The sequence below is a fragment of the Ruegeria sp. CJ9 genome (genome assembly GCF_056536625.1).
Map to the genome: position 1 here is coordinate 325448 of NZ_JBQFPY010000001.1, position 17663 is coordinate 343110.

The 17663-nt window shown below is 56.1% G+C and carries 14 protein-coding genes; 6 read left to right on the top strand and 8 right to left on the bottom strand.

What is annotated here, in order from left to right:
* Positions 1-30 precede the first annotated feature (30 nt).
* From ACR0AJ_RS01685 to pyrH, 7 genes are all read right to left on the bottom strand, one after another.
* Entirely contained in the window at positions 31-1146 is a 1116-nt protein-coding gene (locus ACR0AJ_RS01685; protein ID WP_480739922.1) for an NUDIX domain-containing protein, read from the bottom strand.
* A gap of 30 nt (positions 1147-1176) precedes the next feature.
* On the bottom strand, positions 1177-1617 hold the full coding sequence (locus ACR0AJ_RS01690; protein ID WP_170348481.1) for a TrgA family protein: 441 nt from the start codon (positions 1615-1617) through the stop codon (positions 1177-1179).
* A gap of 16 nt (positions 1618-1633) precedes the next feature.
* Entirely contained in the window at positions 1634-2842 is a 1209-nt protein-coding gene (locus ACR0AJ_RS01695; RefSeq protein WP_480646450.1) for a class I SAM-dependent methyltransferase, read from the bottom strand.
* A 69-nt stretch (positions 2843-2911) separates the two neighbouring features.
* Positions 2912-4333: a cryptochrome/photolyase family protein gene (locus ACR0AJ_RS01700; RefSeq protein WP_480739924.1), complete on the bottom strand. Its 1422-nt coding sequence runs from the start codon at positions 4331-4333 to the stop codon at positions 2912-2914.
* A gap of 48 nt (positions 4334-4381) precedes the next feature.
* The gene (locus ACR0AJ_RS01705) at positions 4382-5608 is read right to left on the bottom strand and encodes an aminotransferase class V-fold PLP-dependent enzyme (protein WP_480740299.1); all 1227 of its coding nucleotides are present in this window, start codon (positions 5606-5608) and stop codon (positions 4382-4384) included.
* 258 nt (positions 5609-5866) lie between these two features.
* Complete coding sequence (locus ACR0AJ_RS01710) at positions 5867-7453, bottom strand: BCCT family transporter (RefSeq protein ID WP_170348477.1); 1587 nt, start codon at positions 7451-7453, stop codon at positions 5867-5869.
* A gap of 210 nt (positions 7454-7663) precedes the next feature.
* A complete protein-coding gene (pyrH, locus tag ACR0AJ_RS01715; protein WP_170348476.1) occupies positions 7664-8416 on the bottom strand; it encodes a UMP kinase in 753 nt (250 codons plus the stop codon).
* A 96-nt stretch (positions 8417-8512) separates the two neighbouring features.
* Between pyrH and miaA the strand changes: the two genes are divergently transcribed.
* From miaA to ACR0AJ_RS01740, 5 genes are all read left to right on the top strand, one after another.
* The gene (miaA, locus tag ACR0AJ_RS01720; protein ID WP_170348475.1) at positions 8513-9418 is read left to right on the top strand and encodes a tRNA (adenosine(37)-N6)-dimethylallyltransferase MiaA; all 906 of its coding nucleotides are present in this window, start codon (positions 8513-8515) and stop codon (positions 9416-9418) included.
* Positions 9419-9730: 312 nt separating this feature from the next.
* Positions 9731-11401 carry an ABC transporter substrate-binding protein gene (locus ACR0AJ_RS01725; RefSeq protein WP_480739926.1) on the top strand — a complete coding sequence of 557 codons (1671 nt, stop codon included), beginning with the start codon at positions 9731-9733 and terminating at the stop codon, positions 11399-11401.
* A gap of 136 nt (positions 11402-11537) precedes the next feature.
* Positions 11538-12584 carry an ABC transporter permease gene (locus tag ACR0AJ_RS01730; RefSeq protein WP_170348473.1) on the top strand — a complete coding sequence of 349 codons (1047 nt, stop codon included), beginning with the start codon at positions 11538-11540 and terminating at the stop codon, positions 12582-12584.
* A gap of 13 nt (positions 12585-12597) precedes the next feature.
* Positions 12598-14061, top strand: coding sequence for an ABC transporter permease (locus tag ACR0AJ_RS01735; RefSeq protein WP_170348472.1), 1464 nt, complete (start codon positions 12598-12600; stop codon positions 14059-14061).
* 97 nt (positions 14062-14158) lie between these two features.
* A complete protein-coding gene (locus ACR0AJ_RS01740; protein ID WP_480739927.1) occupies positions 14159-16246 on the top strand; it encodes a dipeptide ABC transporter ATP-binding protein in 2088 nt (695 codons plus the stop codon).
* 127 nt (positions 16247-16373) lie between these two features.
* On the opposite strand, the gene ACR0AJ_RS01745 is transcribed toward ACR0AJ_RS01740, so the two are convergent.
* Positions 16374-16952 carry a lytic transglycosylase domain-containing protein gene (locus ACR0AJ_RS01745; protein WP_170374996.1) on the bottom strand — a complete coding sequence of 193 codons (579 nt, stop codon included), beginning with the start codon at positions 16950-16952 and terminating at the stop codon, positions 16374-16376.
* Positions 16953-17158: 206 nt separating this feature from the next.
* Here ACR0AJ_RS01745 and ssb point away from each other — a divergent pair, with 206 nt between their 5' ends.
* Entirely contained in the window at positions 17159-17650 is a 492-nt protein-coding gene (gene ssb / locus ACR0AJ_RS01750; RefSeq protein WP_170374994.1) for a single-stranded DNA-binding protein, read from the top strand.
* Positions 17651-17663: the final 13 nt, after the last annotated feature.

The window sequence follows — 17663 nt, forward strand, 5'->3', positions numbered from 1 at the left end:
ATGCCGTGCGACAACCACAAGCGGCGATAGTTAACCGCGCAAACGATCGCGATGCCGGGCCAGCCAATTTGCCATCATCAACAGGGGCAAATCCTTGAATTCGTTGTTGTCGACCTTTTTAAGGAACGCGTCATATGGCAGGATTTGTGTACGAATATCCTCACCTTCTGTAGCAACGCCACCATTGTCGATGGTCCGGGTCAAATCAGCCAACCCAACATAAAGGTAGACATACTCGGTCGATGACCCGCTCGAGGAGTAGGCACCGCCCGCATATTCCAAGGCGTTCAACGACACGTGCGCCTCTTCCTGCACTTCGCGGTGGGCGGCCTGATCCGGCGTTTCACCGGGGTCGATCATGCCTGCTACCGGCTCCCACATCCACGGTTCGGGATCGTCGATCAGAAAAACCGGCGCGCGGAATTGTTCAACCAAAAGAACAGTGTCGCGCACCGGGTCATAAGGCAGAACAACGACGGCGGCCCCCTGCATCAATCCGCTCCGGTGCAGCACAGGACCCATCGTTCCGTCATGCTGGCGGTGCTGCACATCCAATTCTTCCACACCGAAATAACTGACATAGGCCCGCCGATGGCTTTGCACGATCACATCTTTTGCGACGTCACGCGGATCGCCCGTCTGGCGTTTTCGCGCAGCCAGCTTAGCCCAAGCCCGGGTGCGGATCGGCGCAAAGTTACGAGCGATCGTGGTTGCGTCGACCTTGCCGTAATAGGCCAGCTCTTCTTGTGCAGCCAGCAAGGTCACTTCGGACCATTCATCAACCCAGGCCTGCAACGACCACGGCTTGTCTGGTGTCCACAATTCGGGTTCGGGAAAGAACACACTAGCCTCGGCGCGTGAGCCGTCAGCAACGTCCACACCGTGCGGGCTGAGGTCATAGTCGAACCCACCTTCGTAAAAAGCCAATCGTTTCAGGTCTTCGGGGCTGAAACCCCGAACCAACAACCCCTTGGCCTGACTGCCCTTTTCTGGAACAATCATCGGGAAAGCCTGCCCTGCCACGCCATAAACAGCATGGTCCGGCAAACTGGCCTGAGATATTTTTATTTGTGACAGCGGGTGGCCAAGCACACATTCCAGCAGCGGCAAATGCCTGAGCGTGCCGTAAAAAAACAAATCGGACACTAGAGTAAAGCTCGTCTAAATTCTGGTGAGTTATCGCCAGCGACGGCCGGCTTCTTCGGTTGCAAGCCCTGCGATAAGAGCTCCGATAGCCAAAGTCCACAGAATTTCCGGAACGATGAGCAGTTTGCCGTACTCCACACCAATCTGGAAAATGGCCGTGAGCGCCTCAAACGGGCCGTCATAGCGATGACGCATGGCCAGTCGGAACATCTCGTAGCAGCCCTGAACAAAGAGGGCCCAGAATACCAAGGATACAACCCCAGCGATGCCATTATTGACCGCGGCGGTCCAGCCGCGACCAACGCGCTTTCCCATCACCTTCCAACCACAGGCCACCGCAATAATCATGTTGACATAGGTGAACCAGCCATAGTCCTTGCCCTCTTCGCCGTTGCTGATAATCATGCTCGACACGATAAAGGCCACTGCCAATAGGCATAGTGAAGCAACAAGTCGCGGCGCAGTGGGCATTCGGAATTTCCCTTTGTTAACTGGGTTTTGCTATAGTGATCTGTGTCACATCGCAGTTGCCAGTGTCAAAGGCCGCGCCACACGCGGTTAAATAATAGTTCCACATGCGCCGGAAACGCTCGTCAAAGCCCATTTCGGAAATTTCGTCCCATTTGTCGTTGAACGTCTCGTACCAACGACGCAATGTCAGGTCATAACTTTTACCGAATTCCCGCGATTTCACGACGTTCAATCCTGCCTCTGCCACCTGCTGTTTCAGGATCGTCGGCGCGGGAAGCATTCCGCCGGGAAAGATATATTTCTGAATAAAATCAACGCCGTTCTTGTAAATGTCCCACCGGTGATCAGCGACGGTTATGATTTGAAGGGTCGCGTGCGCACCGGGTTTTAGCCGATCACGCACAGTCTCAAAGTAAACCGGCCAATATTTCTGTCCGACGGCTTCGAACATCTCAATCGAGGCGATGCCGTCATACTGGCCACGCTCGTCGCGATAATCTTGCAATTTGAACTCAACAAGGTCAGAAAGTCCTGCTTTTTCAATTCTTTGTCGGGCAAAGTTTAACTGTTCCTGGCTGATCGTCAAACCTGTGACCCGAAGGCCACGCTCTTTTGCGGCATATTGAGCGAAACCGCCCCATCCGCAACCGATCTCAAGGATGTGGTCACCGGGTTTGGCACCCATTTCATCGACTAGGCTGGCATATTTCGCAGTCTGCGCTTTTTCCAGGCTTTCCTGCCCTGTTTCGAACAGCGCGCTGGAATAGGTCATCGTTTCATCCAGCCACAGCCTGTAGAAATCGTTCCCCAAATCGTAATGGTACGAGATGTTTTTCTTGGCCTGTCGACGGTTGTTGTTGTGCAACCAAAATCGAAGGCGTTCATAGGCTTGCACCAGGAACCTTCCGGTGAAATCGTCATACACCGTCTCGGTCCCTAAATGCACCAGATCCATGAACGATCGCAGATCGGGCGTGCTCCACCCACCCTCTAGGTAAGAATCCGAAAAACCCAGCTCACCCTCTCGGATCAAACGCGCAAATACGTCGGGATCGTGAATGTCCACGCGCGCCACTGGCCCCGGCTTGGCACCTTCGGATCGGAACACGCGCCCATCGGGCAAAGCGATATCCATTCGCCCCGAACCCATCCGGTTCAACATTTTGAACACTTGAGCAAAGTACCTGGGCAGGTCTTTTTGCCCTTCAGTTGTCGTCAGGATCATCCGCTCTCCCCTGTGCGGCCGCAGTTAAAAGCTAGGCCGAGTTTGTGTTTCTGGCAAGTTTTCAGTTCCTTACCCGGTTTTTCGGCCTTCATAAGCCGCCAAGGCCCGTGCTCGGCCAGTGGCCAGATCAACCATTGGTGAAGGGTAATTTTCCGCCGGATCAAGCGCCCACGAATGCGGTACCGCCCGGAAATAAGCCAACGCCGTAGCCGAAGGCTTGGCCTGCCCTTCGGCGATCCAGTGCTTTAGATAGATATCATCAGGATCAAATTTTTCCTGCTGTGTCAGCGGGTTAAATATCCGAAAAAACGGTGATGCATCCGGACCCGAGCCTGCAACCCACTGCCAACCCATAGCATTCGCCGCCGGGTCCCAGTCTATCAGGCAGTCGGCAAACCAGTTCATTCCGATTTTCCAGTGCGTCATCAGATGCTTGGTCAAGTAGCTTGCGACGATCATGCGCGCCCGGTTGTGCATACGACCGGTCACATACATTTGACGCAACCCCGCATCGACAACAGGAATACCGGTGCGGGCCTGTCGCCAAGCAACAACTGAGGGATGATCGGCGTCCGTGTTCCACGGAAACGTATCCCATTCCGGTTTCCAGTTCCCGCTGAGCAAACGCGGTGTGTGATACATCAAGTGGTACGCAAACTCACGCCAAACCAATTGGCGCAAATAGGCGTCTGTCCCTTGCGTACCGTTCATCGCGGCCCGCTGAACCGCATGCCAGACACTGCGGGGGCCGATTTCGCCAAGCGATAGGTATTCGGACAGATCCGAGGTGCCCTCCAAATCCAAACAGTCCCGATCCTGCGAATAGTCTTGGATTCGGTCCAGAAACTCGTGCAAAGCCTCAAAGGCGGCATTCTCACCGGGGCGGACAAAAGGTGCGACCACGGCTGCGCCCCGGTTCATTGCCGCACCCAGGTTCCAACCGGTCAGGTTTTCCGAAGTCGGCCAATTCAAGGGTGCTTTGATCGACGACACGTCTTCAGGCGTGGCAACTTCTCGGCCTTGAACGGATCGCCACATCGGTGTGAACACACGAAACGGCTGGCCTGTTTTGGTTGCTACGGTCCAGGGCTCAAACAGTAAGTGACCCGCAAAGGATTTGGCCTCTACCCCCTGCTCTGCCAAAGCAGACTTAATGCGTGTGTCACGGTCGATAGCATCAGGATCATACGCTCGCGTCCAATAGACGCCGCTGGCTCCGGTTTCTGCGATAAGGTTCTGCAAAACAGTCAGCGCGTCCCCGCGCCGCAGGATTAATCGGCTGCCAATGTGCGACAGAGATTGCGCGAAGGCCTCAAGCCCCAGCCCAAGCCGCCATTTCGGCGCGGCACCGAGCGCTTGAGCCAAATCATCCAGAATGAAAACCGGCAGAATAGGACGACCCGTTTGGGCCGCAGCACTTAGCGCGGGATGGTCCGACAGGCGTAAATCCCGTCGGAACCACATGATGATCGGTGATTGTTTGTTTTCCATGACCGCCCGGCTGTTTTCTTCGCATTACGAAGCCGAGCAGAAACCGGATCACAAAACGGCGTCAAGTGCGCCCAATAACTGATCAATTTCCTGTTGCGAGGTATAGTGCGTAAAGCTGACCCGCAGCACGCCCTGATCCAAATCCACACCCATCGCCTGCAACGGGCGCACGGCGTAAAAATCGCCGCCTCCTGCCATGATCCCGTGTTCAACCAGATCGGTGGCCACGGCTTCGGCATTCCGGCTCAGCGATAACGCTACGGTCGGAGCGCGACGTGTAGCATCTGAGGTACCGATCAAGCGTACGGCATTTCGATCCTTGACCGCGTCCAATACGGGCTGCAGCAGCGCAACCTCCTGCCCGCGCATCAGGTCATGCACAAAGGCTCCACGTTCGGTTGCGTTACCCTTGGGGCCATTATGGTGGTCGCACAACAGATCAACGTAATCCGCCATACCTGCACTGGCCGCGATCTGAGCGTGATCCGGGCCCGCCGGGTTGAAACGCTTGTACAGCGCGTCTGCATTAAAATAGTGCGCCTGGTTTGGCAGCAGCTCACCAAGCGCACGCCTGATCACCATGCAACCCTGATGAGGACCGTAGGTTTTATAGGCCGAGAACAGATAGATATCCGGCCCCAGATCGCCGACATTTGGGAACCCATGTGGCGCGTATGAAACGCCATCTACACAGACAAACGCTCCCGCCGCATGGGCAATGGCGGTGATTTCGGTGACCGGGTTGATCTCTCCGATCACGTTGGAACAATGCGGGAAACAGACCAGACGCACCTTCTCGTCCAGCAAGTTCTCAAGATCCTGCGGGTTGAGCGAACCGGTTTCCGGGTCGATCTGCCATTCGCGGATTTCAAACCCGTCCTCGACCAGACGCCGCCACGGTCCCGAGTTGGCCTCGTGATCCTGATTGGTGACAACGATGGCATCGCCCGGCTGCATCCATTGGCGAAATGCCTGCGCCAAAACATAGGTGTTCTGAGTGGTCGAGGGGCCAAAGCTCAGCTCATCTGTGTTCACGCCCAGAATCGCAGCCATGCGTGCGCGGGCTTCATCCATCTCTTCGCCTGCCAGACGGCTGGCGTCATAGGGGCCGTAGGGCTGCACTTTGCGTTGAGTATAGTAGCGCGTCAGCCGGTCCAGCACCGGCTTACAAGTGTATGACCCGCCTGCATTTTCAAAGAACGCCTGACCTTGCAGGCAGGGCTCGGAAAAAGCCGGGAACTGCGCCCTAACGAAATCGATATCAAGAGTGCCCATGGCACGTCGCTCCTTGCTCATGCTGCTTGTTCCGATGACGTGCCCGCGCATGATTTCGGACAACTCGGAAATCACGGCAGGTCTTCCAGCCCAGCCACAGCCCCAGTCAAACAAACAGAAGCACGGGCAGTCTTTCGGGACCAGATCTGGCAATCAAAAGACGCGGATACATAGCCAGCGGCCCTGAGCTCGGTCAACCCGGCATGAAACAAAAAAGCCCCGACGCTTGTCCGGGGCTTTCGAAGGGCTGAATTGGATTCAGCGGCGTCGCTTTTCGTTCGCAAGACCGATGAAGATCGACACGCACATCAGCACCAGAACGATCGCAAACGGGAAGCCTGTTGCAATCGCAGCAGCCTGCAGCGCACCCAGGCCGCCACCCAGCAATAGAACGATCGCGATTGCGCCCTCCAGAATGCACCAGAACACACGCTGCGCCGTCGGCGCATCGGTTTTGCCACCTGCCGTGATCGTATCAATCACCAACGAGCCGGAATCCGAGCTGGTGACGAAGAATACAACCACCAGAACGATGCCAACGAAGGACAGCAAACCTGTCATCGGGAATTGTTCAAACATGGAGAACATCTTGAGTTCTAGCGCAGCATCCGACAGGGCCTGCCCCGAACCGGACATAACCTGATCCAACGCGGCACCGCCAAAAACGCTCATCCACAAGGCGCCAACGACGGTTGGAATCAGGATCACGCAAGTCACGAATTCGCGCACGGTTCGGCCGCGCGAGATTCGGGCGATGAACATGCCGACGAATGGTGACCAGGAGATCCACCACGCCCAGTAGAAGGTGGTCCAGCCCTGCATAAAGTTGGTGTCTTCGCGACCGACCCAGTTCGACAGTGCAGGCAATGCGACGACGTATTCAATCAGGCTGTCGAAGAAGCCGGTCAGAATCGCCACGGTAGGCCCAAGGATCAGCACCAGCAGCAACAAGGCCGCGGCCAGGATCATGTTGGCCTCGGACAACCGCTTTACGCCCTTATCGAGGCCAGCAACCACTGAGATCAATGCGAATGCCGTGATCAGACCGATCAGCAGAACTTTCATCCCGTCCGTGATCGGAACATCGAACAGATAATTCAGACCAGCCAGCGCTTGCGTTGCACCCAAGCCCAGCGATGTCGCCAAACCGAAGATCGTGGCGAACACGGCTAGAACGTCAATGATGTGACCCAACGGACCCCATGTCGCCTCACCAAACAGCGGGTAGAACACCGACCGCATGGTCAGCGGCAGACCGCGGTTAAAGCTGAAGAACGCCAGCGCCAGTGCCACTACCGCATACACGGCCCAAGGGTGCATACCCCAGTGAAAAATGGTGGCTGCCATCGCCAACTTCTTCGAGGCTTCGGGGTCCTCTAGACCGGCACCTAACGGTGCCCAGTCGGTGCGAAGACCATCCTCGCCAGCGGCAACCCCGCCCAGCGACGACCCGTAATGCGAGATTGGCTCGGCCACGCCCCAGAACACCAGACCGATGCCCATACCCGCGGCAAACAGCATCGAGAACCATCCGGCATAGCTGTAATCCGGCTTGGCATCATCCCCGCCCAGACGGATCGAACCATACGGCGTGACGATCAGCAGTAGTGAAAACACGACAAAGATGTTCGCCGCAATCATGAACACCCAGTCGAAATTGCTGGTCAAAGCCGGTCGAAGCCACCCAAAGAACTCGCTCGCCTGCTCGCGGAACACCAGCGAGAAGAACACGAATGCAATGATGGTTAGCCCCGAAACGGCAAAGACCGGATTGTGGACGTCCAGACCCATGATCTGAACGTTGTCCTGACCGACTTCATAGTCGGTTTCCGTATTGTCGGACATTATCTTTCCTTCCCCTTATCGATGCGCAGGACATCCAATATCCGGATCGGCAAGGGCGTAACTGAGAAGACCACCTATTACTTAAAAGCGACAAAATGCGTAAAAGTGACAGGCTTGCTTCATATGACCGCCATGACGAAAATCGGCCGCTGTAAATGAAAACAGGCCGGGCAATCGCCCCGGCCTGCACACAAAAAGCTGTCGAAGGATTTAGCCCTGAACCTTGGTATAGGTCCCCTCACCCGCCAGAATTCCACGGAACCCGCCCGGCTCATCCAAGCCAAATACGATCAGCGGCAGGTTGTTGTCGCGTGCCAGTGCAATGGCCGAGGCATCCATGACGCGTAACCGCTTGGCCAGCACGTCATCATAAGTAACCGTGTCATAGCGCACTGCGTCCGCGTGTTCTTTGGGGTCTTTGTCATAAACCCCATCCACACCATTTTTGCCCATGAAAATCGCCTCACACGCCATTTCATTGGCACGCAGAGTCGCGGCGGTGTCGGTGGTAAAATAAGGGTTGCCAGTTCCCGCAGCAAAAATGCAAACCCGCTTTTTCTCAAGGTGGCGCACGGCGCGACGGCGGATATAGGGCTCGCACACCTCATCCATGCGAATGGCCGAGATGACACGAGTGAACACACCGATTTCCTCAAGTGCCGACTGCATCCCCAGCGCGTTCATCACCGTGGCCAGCATGCCCATATAATCGGCTGTTGTGCGCTCCATCCCCTGTGCTGAACCGCTGAGGCCGCGGAAAATATTGCCACCGCCGATGACCATGCAAATCTCGACCCCCAGATCATGCACCGACTTGACCTCTTGCGCGATGCGCTGAACGGTGGGGGGATGCAAGCCAAACCCCTGATCGCCCATCAACGCCTCGCCCGAGATTTTCAGCATCACGCGATTGTACTTGGTTTTGGCGGTCTCGGTGGATTCGAGGGTCGGGGAAAGGCTCATGTTGCGCTCCGGGCTGGCACGGGTTTATTTTCCGGCGCAAAATGAAGCAAAACCTCCGCAGGTTCAATGCGATTGGTGACGATTGAGGCAGCCCGAATGGACAATAACGACAGATCGCAGATTTGGGACCGCCTGCCCCCCATCCCCGACGACAAACCGGTGTTGATTGCGGGGCCGACCGCCTCGGGCAAATCGGCCCTGGCCCTGCAGATTGCCGAGACGTTCGGCGGCGTGATCGTCAATGCGGATGCGAGCCAAGTCTATGACTGCTGGCGTGTAATTTCGGCCCGCCCTTCGATCGAAGAAGAGGCCCGCGCGCCGCATCTGCTTTACGGCCACATCGCGTATGATCAGGAGTATTCGACGGGTCATTGGCTGCGCGAGGTAACGCCACTGCTGACCGGGGGACAGCGCCCGATCATCGTGGGCGGCACCGGCTTGTATTTCTCGGCGTTAACCGAAGGGATGGCCGACATCCCCGCCACGCCGCTGGAAATCCGCGCCGAGGCAGACCAACTGGACCTGACCGCATTAATTGCTGGTGTCGATACGCGGACACAGGAACGGATCGACACGCAGAACCGCGCCCGTGTTCAGCGAGCTTGGGAGGTGCAGCGGGCTACCGGACGAAGCCTGAGCGACTGGCAGGCTGAGACACCGCCGCCCGTTCTGAATTTGACTGACACGGTTCCGATCGTTTTTGACGTGGATAAACAATGGCTTCTTGATCGCATCACCCGGCGGTTCGATCTGATGCTGGACTCTGGCGCGCTGCAAGAGGTCGAAGCGATGCGAGACCTCTATGATCCGACGTTGCCCGCCTTCAAAGCCATCGGCGTTCCTGAATTGCTGGCCTATCTTGACGGTCATCTTACGCTGGACGCCGCCAAAGAGCGTGCAACGATTGCCACCCGCCGATTCGCCAAACGCCAGCGCACCTGGTTTCGCGCACGGATGAAGAATTGGAATCAGATAGATTTCTCAAAACGATACAAGCCGTAGTTCCAACTTCATCTCCGAGAATCCTTTCCACCGATTCCCAAAAACGCCAATTGTTTCGGTTCACGACAGTATACATCGCTTGAAATAAGACGCTGCGGGCCCGAGACAACAGCAAACACTCCCAGCCATGTCGTTTTTGTGCTATCTACGTCGATTTCGAACATTGACCTCATTTGAATTCTAGGGCGGAATAGCCCCATGGGGATGATGAAAATCCAACGAGTATTCCGAGAACCTGCTGTTCGCCTCAATATGGTCTGAACGGTTCCAACCTTCTTCAATAAAAAGAACATGTCACAGGGAGAGACATCGATGAATAAGCAAACCTTTACCGGAGCACCGATTCACTGGGCGGCAGAGATGCATGCTCAGGAATATCGGGACGGCAAATTAAGCCGGCGCGAGTTTCTGACCCGCGCCACGGGTCTGGGTGTTACTGCTGTAGGTGCTTACGGCATGATTGGCTTGGCAGCCCCTGTCCGCGCCGAGGGCGAAGATACCAGACAAGAAGGCGGCACCCTGCGCGTCCAGATGAGCGTTCGTGCCCTGAAAGACCCACGCACGTATGACTGGTCGGAAATGGGCAACCAAACCCGCGGCACAATGGAATACCTGGTCGAATACAACTCGGACGGTACATTCCGCGGAATGTTGCTGGAAGGTTGGGAAATCAATGATGACGCCACTGTCTACACACTGAAACTGCGCCCGGGTGTGAAGTGGACCAACGGCGATGATTTCACTGCAGATGACGTGGCACGCAATATTGCGCGTTGGTGTGACAAAAGCTCGGAAACCAATTCGATGGCAGGTCGCTTTGCGACACTGATCGACGCGGACACCGGCCAGGCTATCGAAGGCTCGATCGAAGTTGTTGATCCGACGACGGTGAAACTGAACCTGCCAAGCTCGGATATTTCATTGATTGCCGGCATGTCCGACTATCCGTCGGCCATCGTGCATAGTTCGTTCAATGAAAACGACCTACTCAACAACGTCGGAACCGGTCCCTACATCCTTGAAGAGCTGGAAGTCGGGGTCAAATGCACATTGGTGCGCGCACCTGACCACACCTGGTGGGGTGAAGAAGTGTTTGGTCCCGCGACATTGGATCGTATCGAATACATCGACTACGGTACCGATCCGTCGGCCTGGCTGGCAGCTCTGGAATCGGACGAAGTCGATATGCTGCACGAATCCGTGGGTGAATTCATCGATGTGATGGACGGCCTCGGCTATGAGAAATCCGAAGTGATCACCATGGGAACCCTCGTGATCCGTCCCAATCAGCTGGCCGAAGTTGACGGCAAACAGGTTTATGCCGACAAGCGCGTGCGCAAAGCTCTGCAAATGGCGGTGGACAACAGCGTTCTGCTTGAATTGGGCTATGGCGGCCGTGGCACGCTGGCTGAAAACCACCATGTCGGGCCTATCCATCCGGACTATGCAGAACTGCCCAAGCAAACGGTCGATCCGGCTGGGGCGAAAAAGCTCATGGAAGACGCTGGCATGGCTGATTTCGAGCACGAACTGCTGTCGATTGACGACGACTGGCGCCGTAACACAACCGACGCTGTTGCCGCGCAGCTGCGGGACGCGGGCATCAATGTAAAACGCACGGTTCTGCCGGGGAACACCTTCTGGAACGACTGGACGAAATACCCCTACAGTTCAACCAACTGGAACCACCGCCCTCTGGGCGTACAGATCTGGGCATTGGCGTATAAATCCGGTGAAGCTTGGAACGAGTTCGGTTGGGCCAACTCCGAATTCGACGCCATCCTGACCGAAGCCCTGGCCATTGCCGACGCCGACAAACGGCGCGAAGTGGTCGCCAAAGGCGAGGCGCTGATTCAGGAAGAAGGCGTGACCATCCAACCCTACTGGCGCGCGCTGTATCGCCATATGAAAGATGGTCTGGTCGGAACCGATATGCATATCGCTTTCGAACATCACCACTACAAGTGGGGCTGGTCGGCCTAAAACCTGTCAGACAATCAACGGGGGCGCCTGATCCAGGCGCCCCTTTCCAGCCGCAGACAACCCGGCGTCAAGTCGGAAGTCCGAGGCCAGAAAATGGTCCAAAGATCTGCGGAACACCCGAAAAACAGGGGCCATCATGGGACTATTCATCCTCCGACGGTTTGGCGTCATGCTGTTGACAGCATTGTGCCTGACGTTCGTGGTCTTCTTTCTGACCAACCTATACCCAAACTTGGAAAAGCTGGCCAAAACCCAGGGCAACCAACGGATGTCCGACGAACAGGTCGAGGCCTGGCTGGGTAATCGTGGCTACCTGCAACCTACGTTGGTCAAATATGGCCAATGGCTGGGCGTGGCACCGGGGTTTTCCAAAACTCTGGATGACGGCACATTCGTGGGCACCTGCACCCGACCCGGATTGACCGAGGAAACCACGCCCCGGTTTTGCGGCATCCTTCAGGGGGACTGGGGCTATTCCACTGTTTTCAAGGATGAGGTCGGTACCATTGTCGCCAAGCGATTGGGCAATACCGGCTACTTGATGATGTGGGTTTTGATCCTGATGGTCCCCTCAGCCCTGTTGGTGGGCGTACTGGCCGGGATGCGCGAAGGCTCAGCGCTGGATCGGTCTCTGTCTACATTCTCAATCATAACGACGGCGACGCCAGAATATGTGTCGGGCGTGATCTTCATTGCCATCTTCACCTCATCCACCGTTGGTCTGAAATGGTTCAAAGGCACTGCAACGCAGGCGATGGACAATCCGACCTTCGAGAACTTTTTCCTGCCGGTACTGACCATTGCGTTGTATGGCATGGGTTATATCGCCCGAATGACCCGCGCCTCGATGACCGAGGTGATGACAGCGCAGTACATTCGCACCGCGCGGCTGAAAGGCGTATCCTTCCCCAACATCGTCATGAAACACGCGCTGCGCAATGCGCTGATCGCGCCCTTTACCGTCATTATGCTGCAGTTCCCATGGCTGCTGAACGGCGTAGTGATTGTTGAGACGCTGTTCAACTACAAGGGCTTCGGTTGGGCACTGGTGCAGGCGGCGGGCAACAACGACATCCAGTTGCTGTTGGCGATTTCGGTCGTGTCGGTCTTTGTGGTGCTGTTGACCCAGCTGATCTCGGATATCGGCTATGTCTACCTCAACCCGCGCATTCGCATTTCTTAAGGAGGGTTAGAACATGGAACCACTTACCTGGACCGGCTCTATCGCCTTCCTGAACCCGCTGCTGATGATCGCAATCGCAGCCCTTCTGGTCTCCATCGTGACTTGGATAGTTGGCAGTATCGTACTGCCCGAGGCGCCGATGAGTGTGAATCTGGACGGCACGCTCAGCTCAGGATCGGGCATGCGTGGGTTGACGCAAAAGGCGCTGCGCTACAGCTTTGCTGCCTGTGTCGCGCTTGCCGTGGCCTATATCGTGCTGGGCATCGTGTTGGGTACCAGCGCGGGGATCATCGGTGCGATCTCACAGCAGTTTCTACCTGTCTGGCTGTCGCTGATCATCCTGTACGCCATGTCGATCGCGTTTAAGCGGCGTCTGGGCCTTTATGGCAAACTGTTCGACAGCCCCATCGGCATGATCGGCTTCGGCCTTGTGATGTTCTGGGTTTTCACCGGCATCTTTGGGGCATTGGACCTGATCGTTACCCATGACCCGCTGTCACAGATTTCTGGGATGAAAAACAAAGTTCCCGGAACACCTCTGCCCAGCCCGGAAGAGGGGGAATACACCTGGTATCTGTTGGGGGGTGACAACCTTGCCCGCGACGTCTTCAGCCGCATGGTCAAAGGTGCCTGGATCGTGGTGCAGATTGCGCCGCTGGCAACGTTGTTTGCCTTTATGGTCGGGATCACTCTGGGTCTGCCCGCGGGGTACTATGGCGGTCGGTTGGATACGTTCCTGTCCTTCCTGGCCAACCTTATCCTGGCCTTCCCGGTGATCTTGCTGTTCTACCTGCTGGTGACACCGGAAATCGTAGCGACGGGCGTGCCGAACTATATGGCTGCTGTGTTGTTCGTCTTTCCGATCCTATTCATAGGCGTTCTGCTGAATTCACGCTATTACACGCGACCGAATTTCCGCACACCGCTGCTGATCGGGGTTTTGGGCGTTGCGATCTGGTTCTACCTGTCGCTGATCTCGACCGGTGGTTACATCATCAATACCGATAGCTATCGCATCTGGGGACTGCCGACTTATCTGGACCTGTTCGATATTCCTGGCGGCATCCTGGTGGTGTTCGTATCCGTTGTGTTCGTGAATTCACCCACCGTGTTCCGCATCGTGCGTGGTTTGGCGTTGGACATTAAGACGCGAGACTATGTGGCGGCGGCGCAAACCCGTGGAGAAGGTCCATGGTACATCATGCTGTGGGAAATTCTGCCAAACGCGCGCGGTCCGCTGATTGTCGATTTCTGCCTGCGGATTGGCTACACCACCATCCTTTTGGGAACCTTGGGTTTCTTCGGGCTGGGGCTGCCACCGGAAAGCCCAGACTGGGGTTCGACGATCAACGAGGGGCGCAAGCTGTTGTCGATCTATCTGCACCCTGCCCTTCCGCCTGCGCTGGCCCTGTTGTCACTGGTTCTTGGATTGAACCTGCTGGCGGACGGCCTGCGTGAGGAAAGTCTGAAGGACTGATGTGATCGAGGCCGGGGGCCCTGCCCCCGGACCCCCGAAGTATTTTCGAAAAGATGAAAATGGTCGCTTGATCGATTTCATCAGGGAGTAGGAAACGATGAACAAACTGGCGGATTATGACGGCCCGATCCTCGAGATCGATAAGCTGTCGATTTCCTTCTTTACCCGTCTGCGGGAAATTCCGGCCGTGATGGATTTCTCGGTCAGTGTGCAACCGGGTGAAGCTGTAGGATTGGTCGGTGAGTCAGGATGCGGCAAATCCACAGTGGCATTGGGTGTCATGCAGGACTTGGGCAAAAACGGTCGGATCGTCGGCGGCACCATCAAGTTCAAGGGGCGTGATCTGTCCGAGATGACCTCGGACGAGTTGCGCGACATTCGTGGCAATGAGATCGCGATGATCTATCAGGAGCCGATGGCCTCGCTGAACCCGGCGATGAAGATCGGCAAGCAGCTGATGGAAGTGCCCATGATCCACGAAGACGTCGGCGCAGAAGAGGCCTATGCCCGCGCGCTTGAGGTGGTCACCGATGTACGCTTGCCCGACCCTGAGCGTATGCTGAATTCCTTCCCCCATCAGTTGTCGGGTGGTCAACAGCAGCGGATCGTCATCGCCATGGCGTTGATGTCAAAACCAGCGCTGCTGATCCTGGACGAACCAACCACCGCGTTGGATGTGACGGTTGAGGCCGCCGTGGTAGAGTTGGTCAAGGATCTAGGAAAGAAATACGGCACCTCGATGCTTTTCATCTCGCACAATCTGGGTCTAGTGCTTGAGACCTGTGACAGGCTGTGCGTGATGTATTCGGGTGAAGCGGTCGAGCGTGGCTCGATTCATGATGTGTTCGACGAGATGCAGCATCCTTACACGCAGGCGCTGTTCCGCTCGATCCCCTTGCCCGGCGCTGACAAGAACGCACGCCCGCTGGTGGCCATTCCGGGGAACTTCCCTCTGCCGCATGAACGCCCGCCGGGCTGTAACTTTGGTCCGCGCTGCGACTATTTTGAGGAAGGCCGTTGTGACGCGCAAAACATTCTGATGGAGCCGGTACCGGGCAATGATCGGCACCACACGCGCTGTCTGAAGTTCCAGGAAATCGATTGGAACGCACCGATCACCATGGCTGAACAGAAGGAAAAGGGCGAAATCGGGCGCACAATTCTGAAGATGGACAATCTCAAGAAATACTATGAGGTGGCCGCAAATGCCCTGTTCGGGGGTGGAGAGACCAAAGTTGTAAAAGCCAATGAAACGTTGAGCTTCGAGGCCCACGAGTCCGAGACACTGGCCATTGTGGGTGAATCCGGTTGCGGCAAGTCCACCTTCGCCAAGGTGTTGATGGGGCTGGAAACGGCCACCGACGGTCAGATCCTGCTGGACAACCGCAATATCGAAGCTGTCCCGATTGAGGAGCGCGACACCAAGACCGTGGGCGAGGTTCAGATGGTGTTCCAGAACCCGTTCGATACGCTGAACCCATCGATGACTGTGGGTCGTCAGATCATTCGTGCGTTGGAAATCTTTGGCGTCGGCAATTCCGAGGCTGAACGTAAGCAACGTATGCTGGAACTGCTGGACCTGGTGAAGCTACCCCGCGCCTTTGCGGATCGAATGCCGCGCCAGTTGTCGGGCGGACAGAAGCAACGTGTCGGTATCGCCCGCGCCTTTGCAGGGGACGCCCGCATTGTGGTGGCGGATGAGCCGGTCTCGGCCCTGGATGTGTCCGTTCAGGCGGCGGTGACTGATCTGTTGATGGAGATTCAGCGCGAGCATAAAACCACGCTGCTGTTCATCAGCCACGACCTGTCCATTGTGCGTTACCTCAGCGACCGGGTGATGGTGATGTATCTTGGCCATGTGGTCGAACTGGGCACCACTGATCAGGTCTTTGCCCCGCCCTACCATCCCTATACCGAGGCTTTGCTGAGCGCGGTGCCTATTGCCGATACCTCAATCGAGAAGCAGCACATCGTACTTGAGGGCGATATCCCGTCGGCCATGAATCCTCCGCCGGGTTGCCCGTTCCAGACCCGGTGCCGTTGGAAATCCGAAGTTCCGGGCGGGTTGTGTGAACGCGACGTACCGCCAGTGAAAACTCTGGCCGATGGTCATCAGGTGAAATGTCATCTGGCCGAAGATATTCTGGCCCGTATGGAGCCGGTCATCAAAATCGCCGCGGAATAGGCTTCAAAATTGGTGCAAAGGGCGTCGGTTTCTGATCGGCGCCCTTTGGCATTACTTGAACAAATTTTCTCATAAGCATTTTAGCTAAATGTACCTGGTCAAAAGAGACCTAAGCATCGAATTTAGCTCAACCGCCCCAGATAACCTTCACGTAGTTCTGGGTTTCCTTGTAAGGTGGTACGCCGCCATGTTTCTCAACCGCCTGAGGTCCGGCATTGTAGGCCGCCAGCGCCAGACGCCACGATTTGAACTTGCGGTATTGCCAGGATAGATACCGCGCGCCACCTTCCAGATTTTGCTGTGGATCATGCGGATTCACACCCAAAAGCTGCGCTGTACCGGGCATCAACTGTGCCAGTCCCAAAGCGCCTTTGTGTGATACTGCACGTGGATTCCAACCGCTTTCTTGTTGAACCAAGCGCAGGAAAAGCTCTTCCGGGACGTTATGTTTGCGTGCCGCCTGACGCGCTAGTGTCATATACTGACCGCGATACTTCCCGGTATAGCGTTTGTTAAACTTCGGTTGAGCAGTCTTGGGTTTAAGCCGTTCGGAGCCCCGATACTGGGTTGCGGCGCGTGTGTCCAAAATCTTGGATTGTTTAAGGAAAATATCCTTCCGGCTTTTCGTCGACAAGTTTTGCGCGGCCACCGGAACCGAGACCAGAGCAACACACAAACCAACAAAACAACCAACCAGAAAACGCATTAAAGCCAATCTCGCTTAGTCAGGAACCTTATGGAGTATAGATATCTCAGTTTATAATGAAAGCATGGTTAACCGAACCTGAGTAAATTCTTGCTCAGTGTTGCATGCAGTAACTGTGTTTCAACCAAGACGCAGGCCGTATAGGGTCGCTGGGAAACACTGCGCCAGATTCGGCGCGCATACATCAATTCAGAACGGGGAAATAAATGGCGGGTTCAGTCAACAAGGTCATTCTTATCGGCAATCTCGGTGCGGACCCTGAGGTAAGATCGTTTCAGAATGGTGGGAAGGTATGCAACCTGCGCATCGCGACGTCCGAAACATGGAAAGACCGCAATACCGGAGAACGTAAGGATCGGACACAATGGCACTCGGTCGCTATCTTCTCAGAGCCCTTGGTTCGGGTTGCGGAGCAATATCTGCGCAAGGGCAGCAAAGTTTATATTGAAGGTCAGCTGGAAACCCGCAAATGGCAAGATCAATCGGGACAGGACAGATACACGACCGAGGTGGTCCTGCGACCCTATCGCAGCGAACTGACAATGCTGGATGCTCGCGGTGAAGGCGGAGGTGGTGGCCAGTCGGGCGGCTATGGCGGCGGTCAGGCCGGGGGTGGATACGGCGATCCCTATGGCGGCCAATCCAGTGCCCCTGCCCCGGCATCCGGTGGAATCGACGACGACGAGATTCCGTTCTAAGCGTAGCGGAGGC

Coding starts and splice junctions, on each gene's coding strand:
- ACR0AJ_RS01690 (WP_170348481.1), bottom strand. CDS start 1,617: ATGCCCACTGCGCCGCGACTTGTTGCTTCACTATGCCTATTGGCAGTG.
- ACR0AJ_RS01695 (WP_480646450.1), bottom strand. CDS start 2,842: ATGATCCTGACGACAACTGAAGGGCAAAAAGACCTGCCCAGGTACTTT.
- ACR0AJ_RS01700 (WP_480739924.1), bottom strand. CDS start 4,333: ATGGAAAACAAACAATCACCGATCATCATGTGGTTCCGACGGGATTTA.
- ACR0AJ_RS01705 (WP_480740299.1), bottom strand. CDS start 5,608: ATGGGCACTCTTGATATCGATTTCGTTAGGGCGCAGTTCCCGGCTTTT.
- ACR0AJ_RS01710 (WP_170348477.1), bottom strand. CDS start 7,453: ATGTCCGACAATACGGAAACCGACTATGAAGTCGGTCAGGACAACGTT.
- pyrH (WP_170348476.1), bottom strand. CDS start 8,416: ATGAGCCTTTCCCCGACCCTCGAATCCACCGAGACCGCCAAAACCAAG.
- miaA (WP_170348475.1), top strand. CDS start 8,513: ATGGACAATAACGACAGATCGCAGATTTGGGACCGCCTGCCCCCCATC.
- ACR0AJ_RS01725 (WP_480739926.1), top strand. CDS start 9,731: ATGAATAAGCAAACCTTTACCGGAGCACCGATTCACTGGGCGGCAGAG.
- ACR0AJ_RS01730 (WP_170348473.1), top strand. CDS start 11,538: ATGGGACTATTCATCCTCCGACGGTTTGGCGTCATGCTGTTGACAGCA.
- ACR0AJ_RS01735 (WP_170348472.1), top strand. CDS start 12,598: ATGGAACCACTTACCTGGACCGGCTCTATCGCCTTCCTGAACCCGCTG.
- ACR0AJ_RS01740 (WP_480739927.1), top strand. CDS start 14,159: ATGAACAAACTGGCGGATTATGACGGCCCGATCCTCGAGATCGATAAG.
- ACR0AJ_RS01745 (WP_170374996.1), bottom strand. CDS start 16,952: ATGCGTTTTCTGGTTGGTTGTTTTGTTGGTTTGTGTGTTGCTCTGGTC.
- ssb (WP_170374994.1), top strand. CDS start 17,159: ATGGCGGGTTCAGTCAACAAGGTCATTCTTATCGGCAATCTCGGTGCG.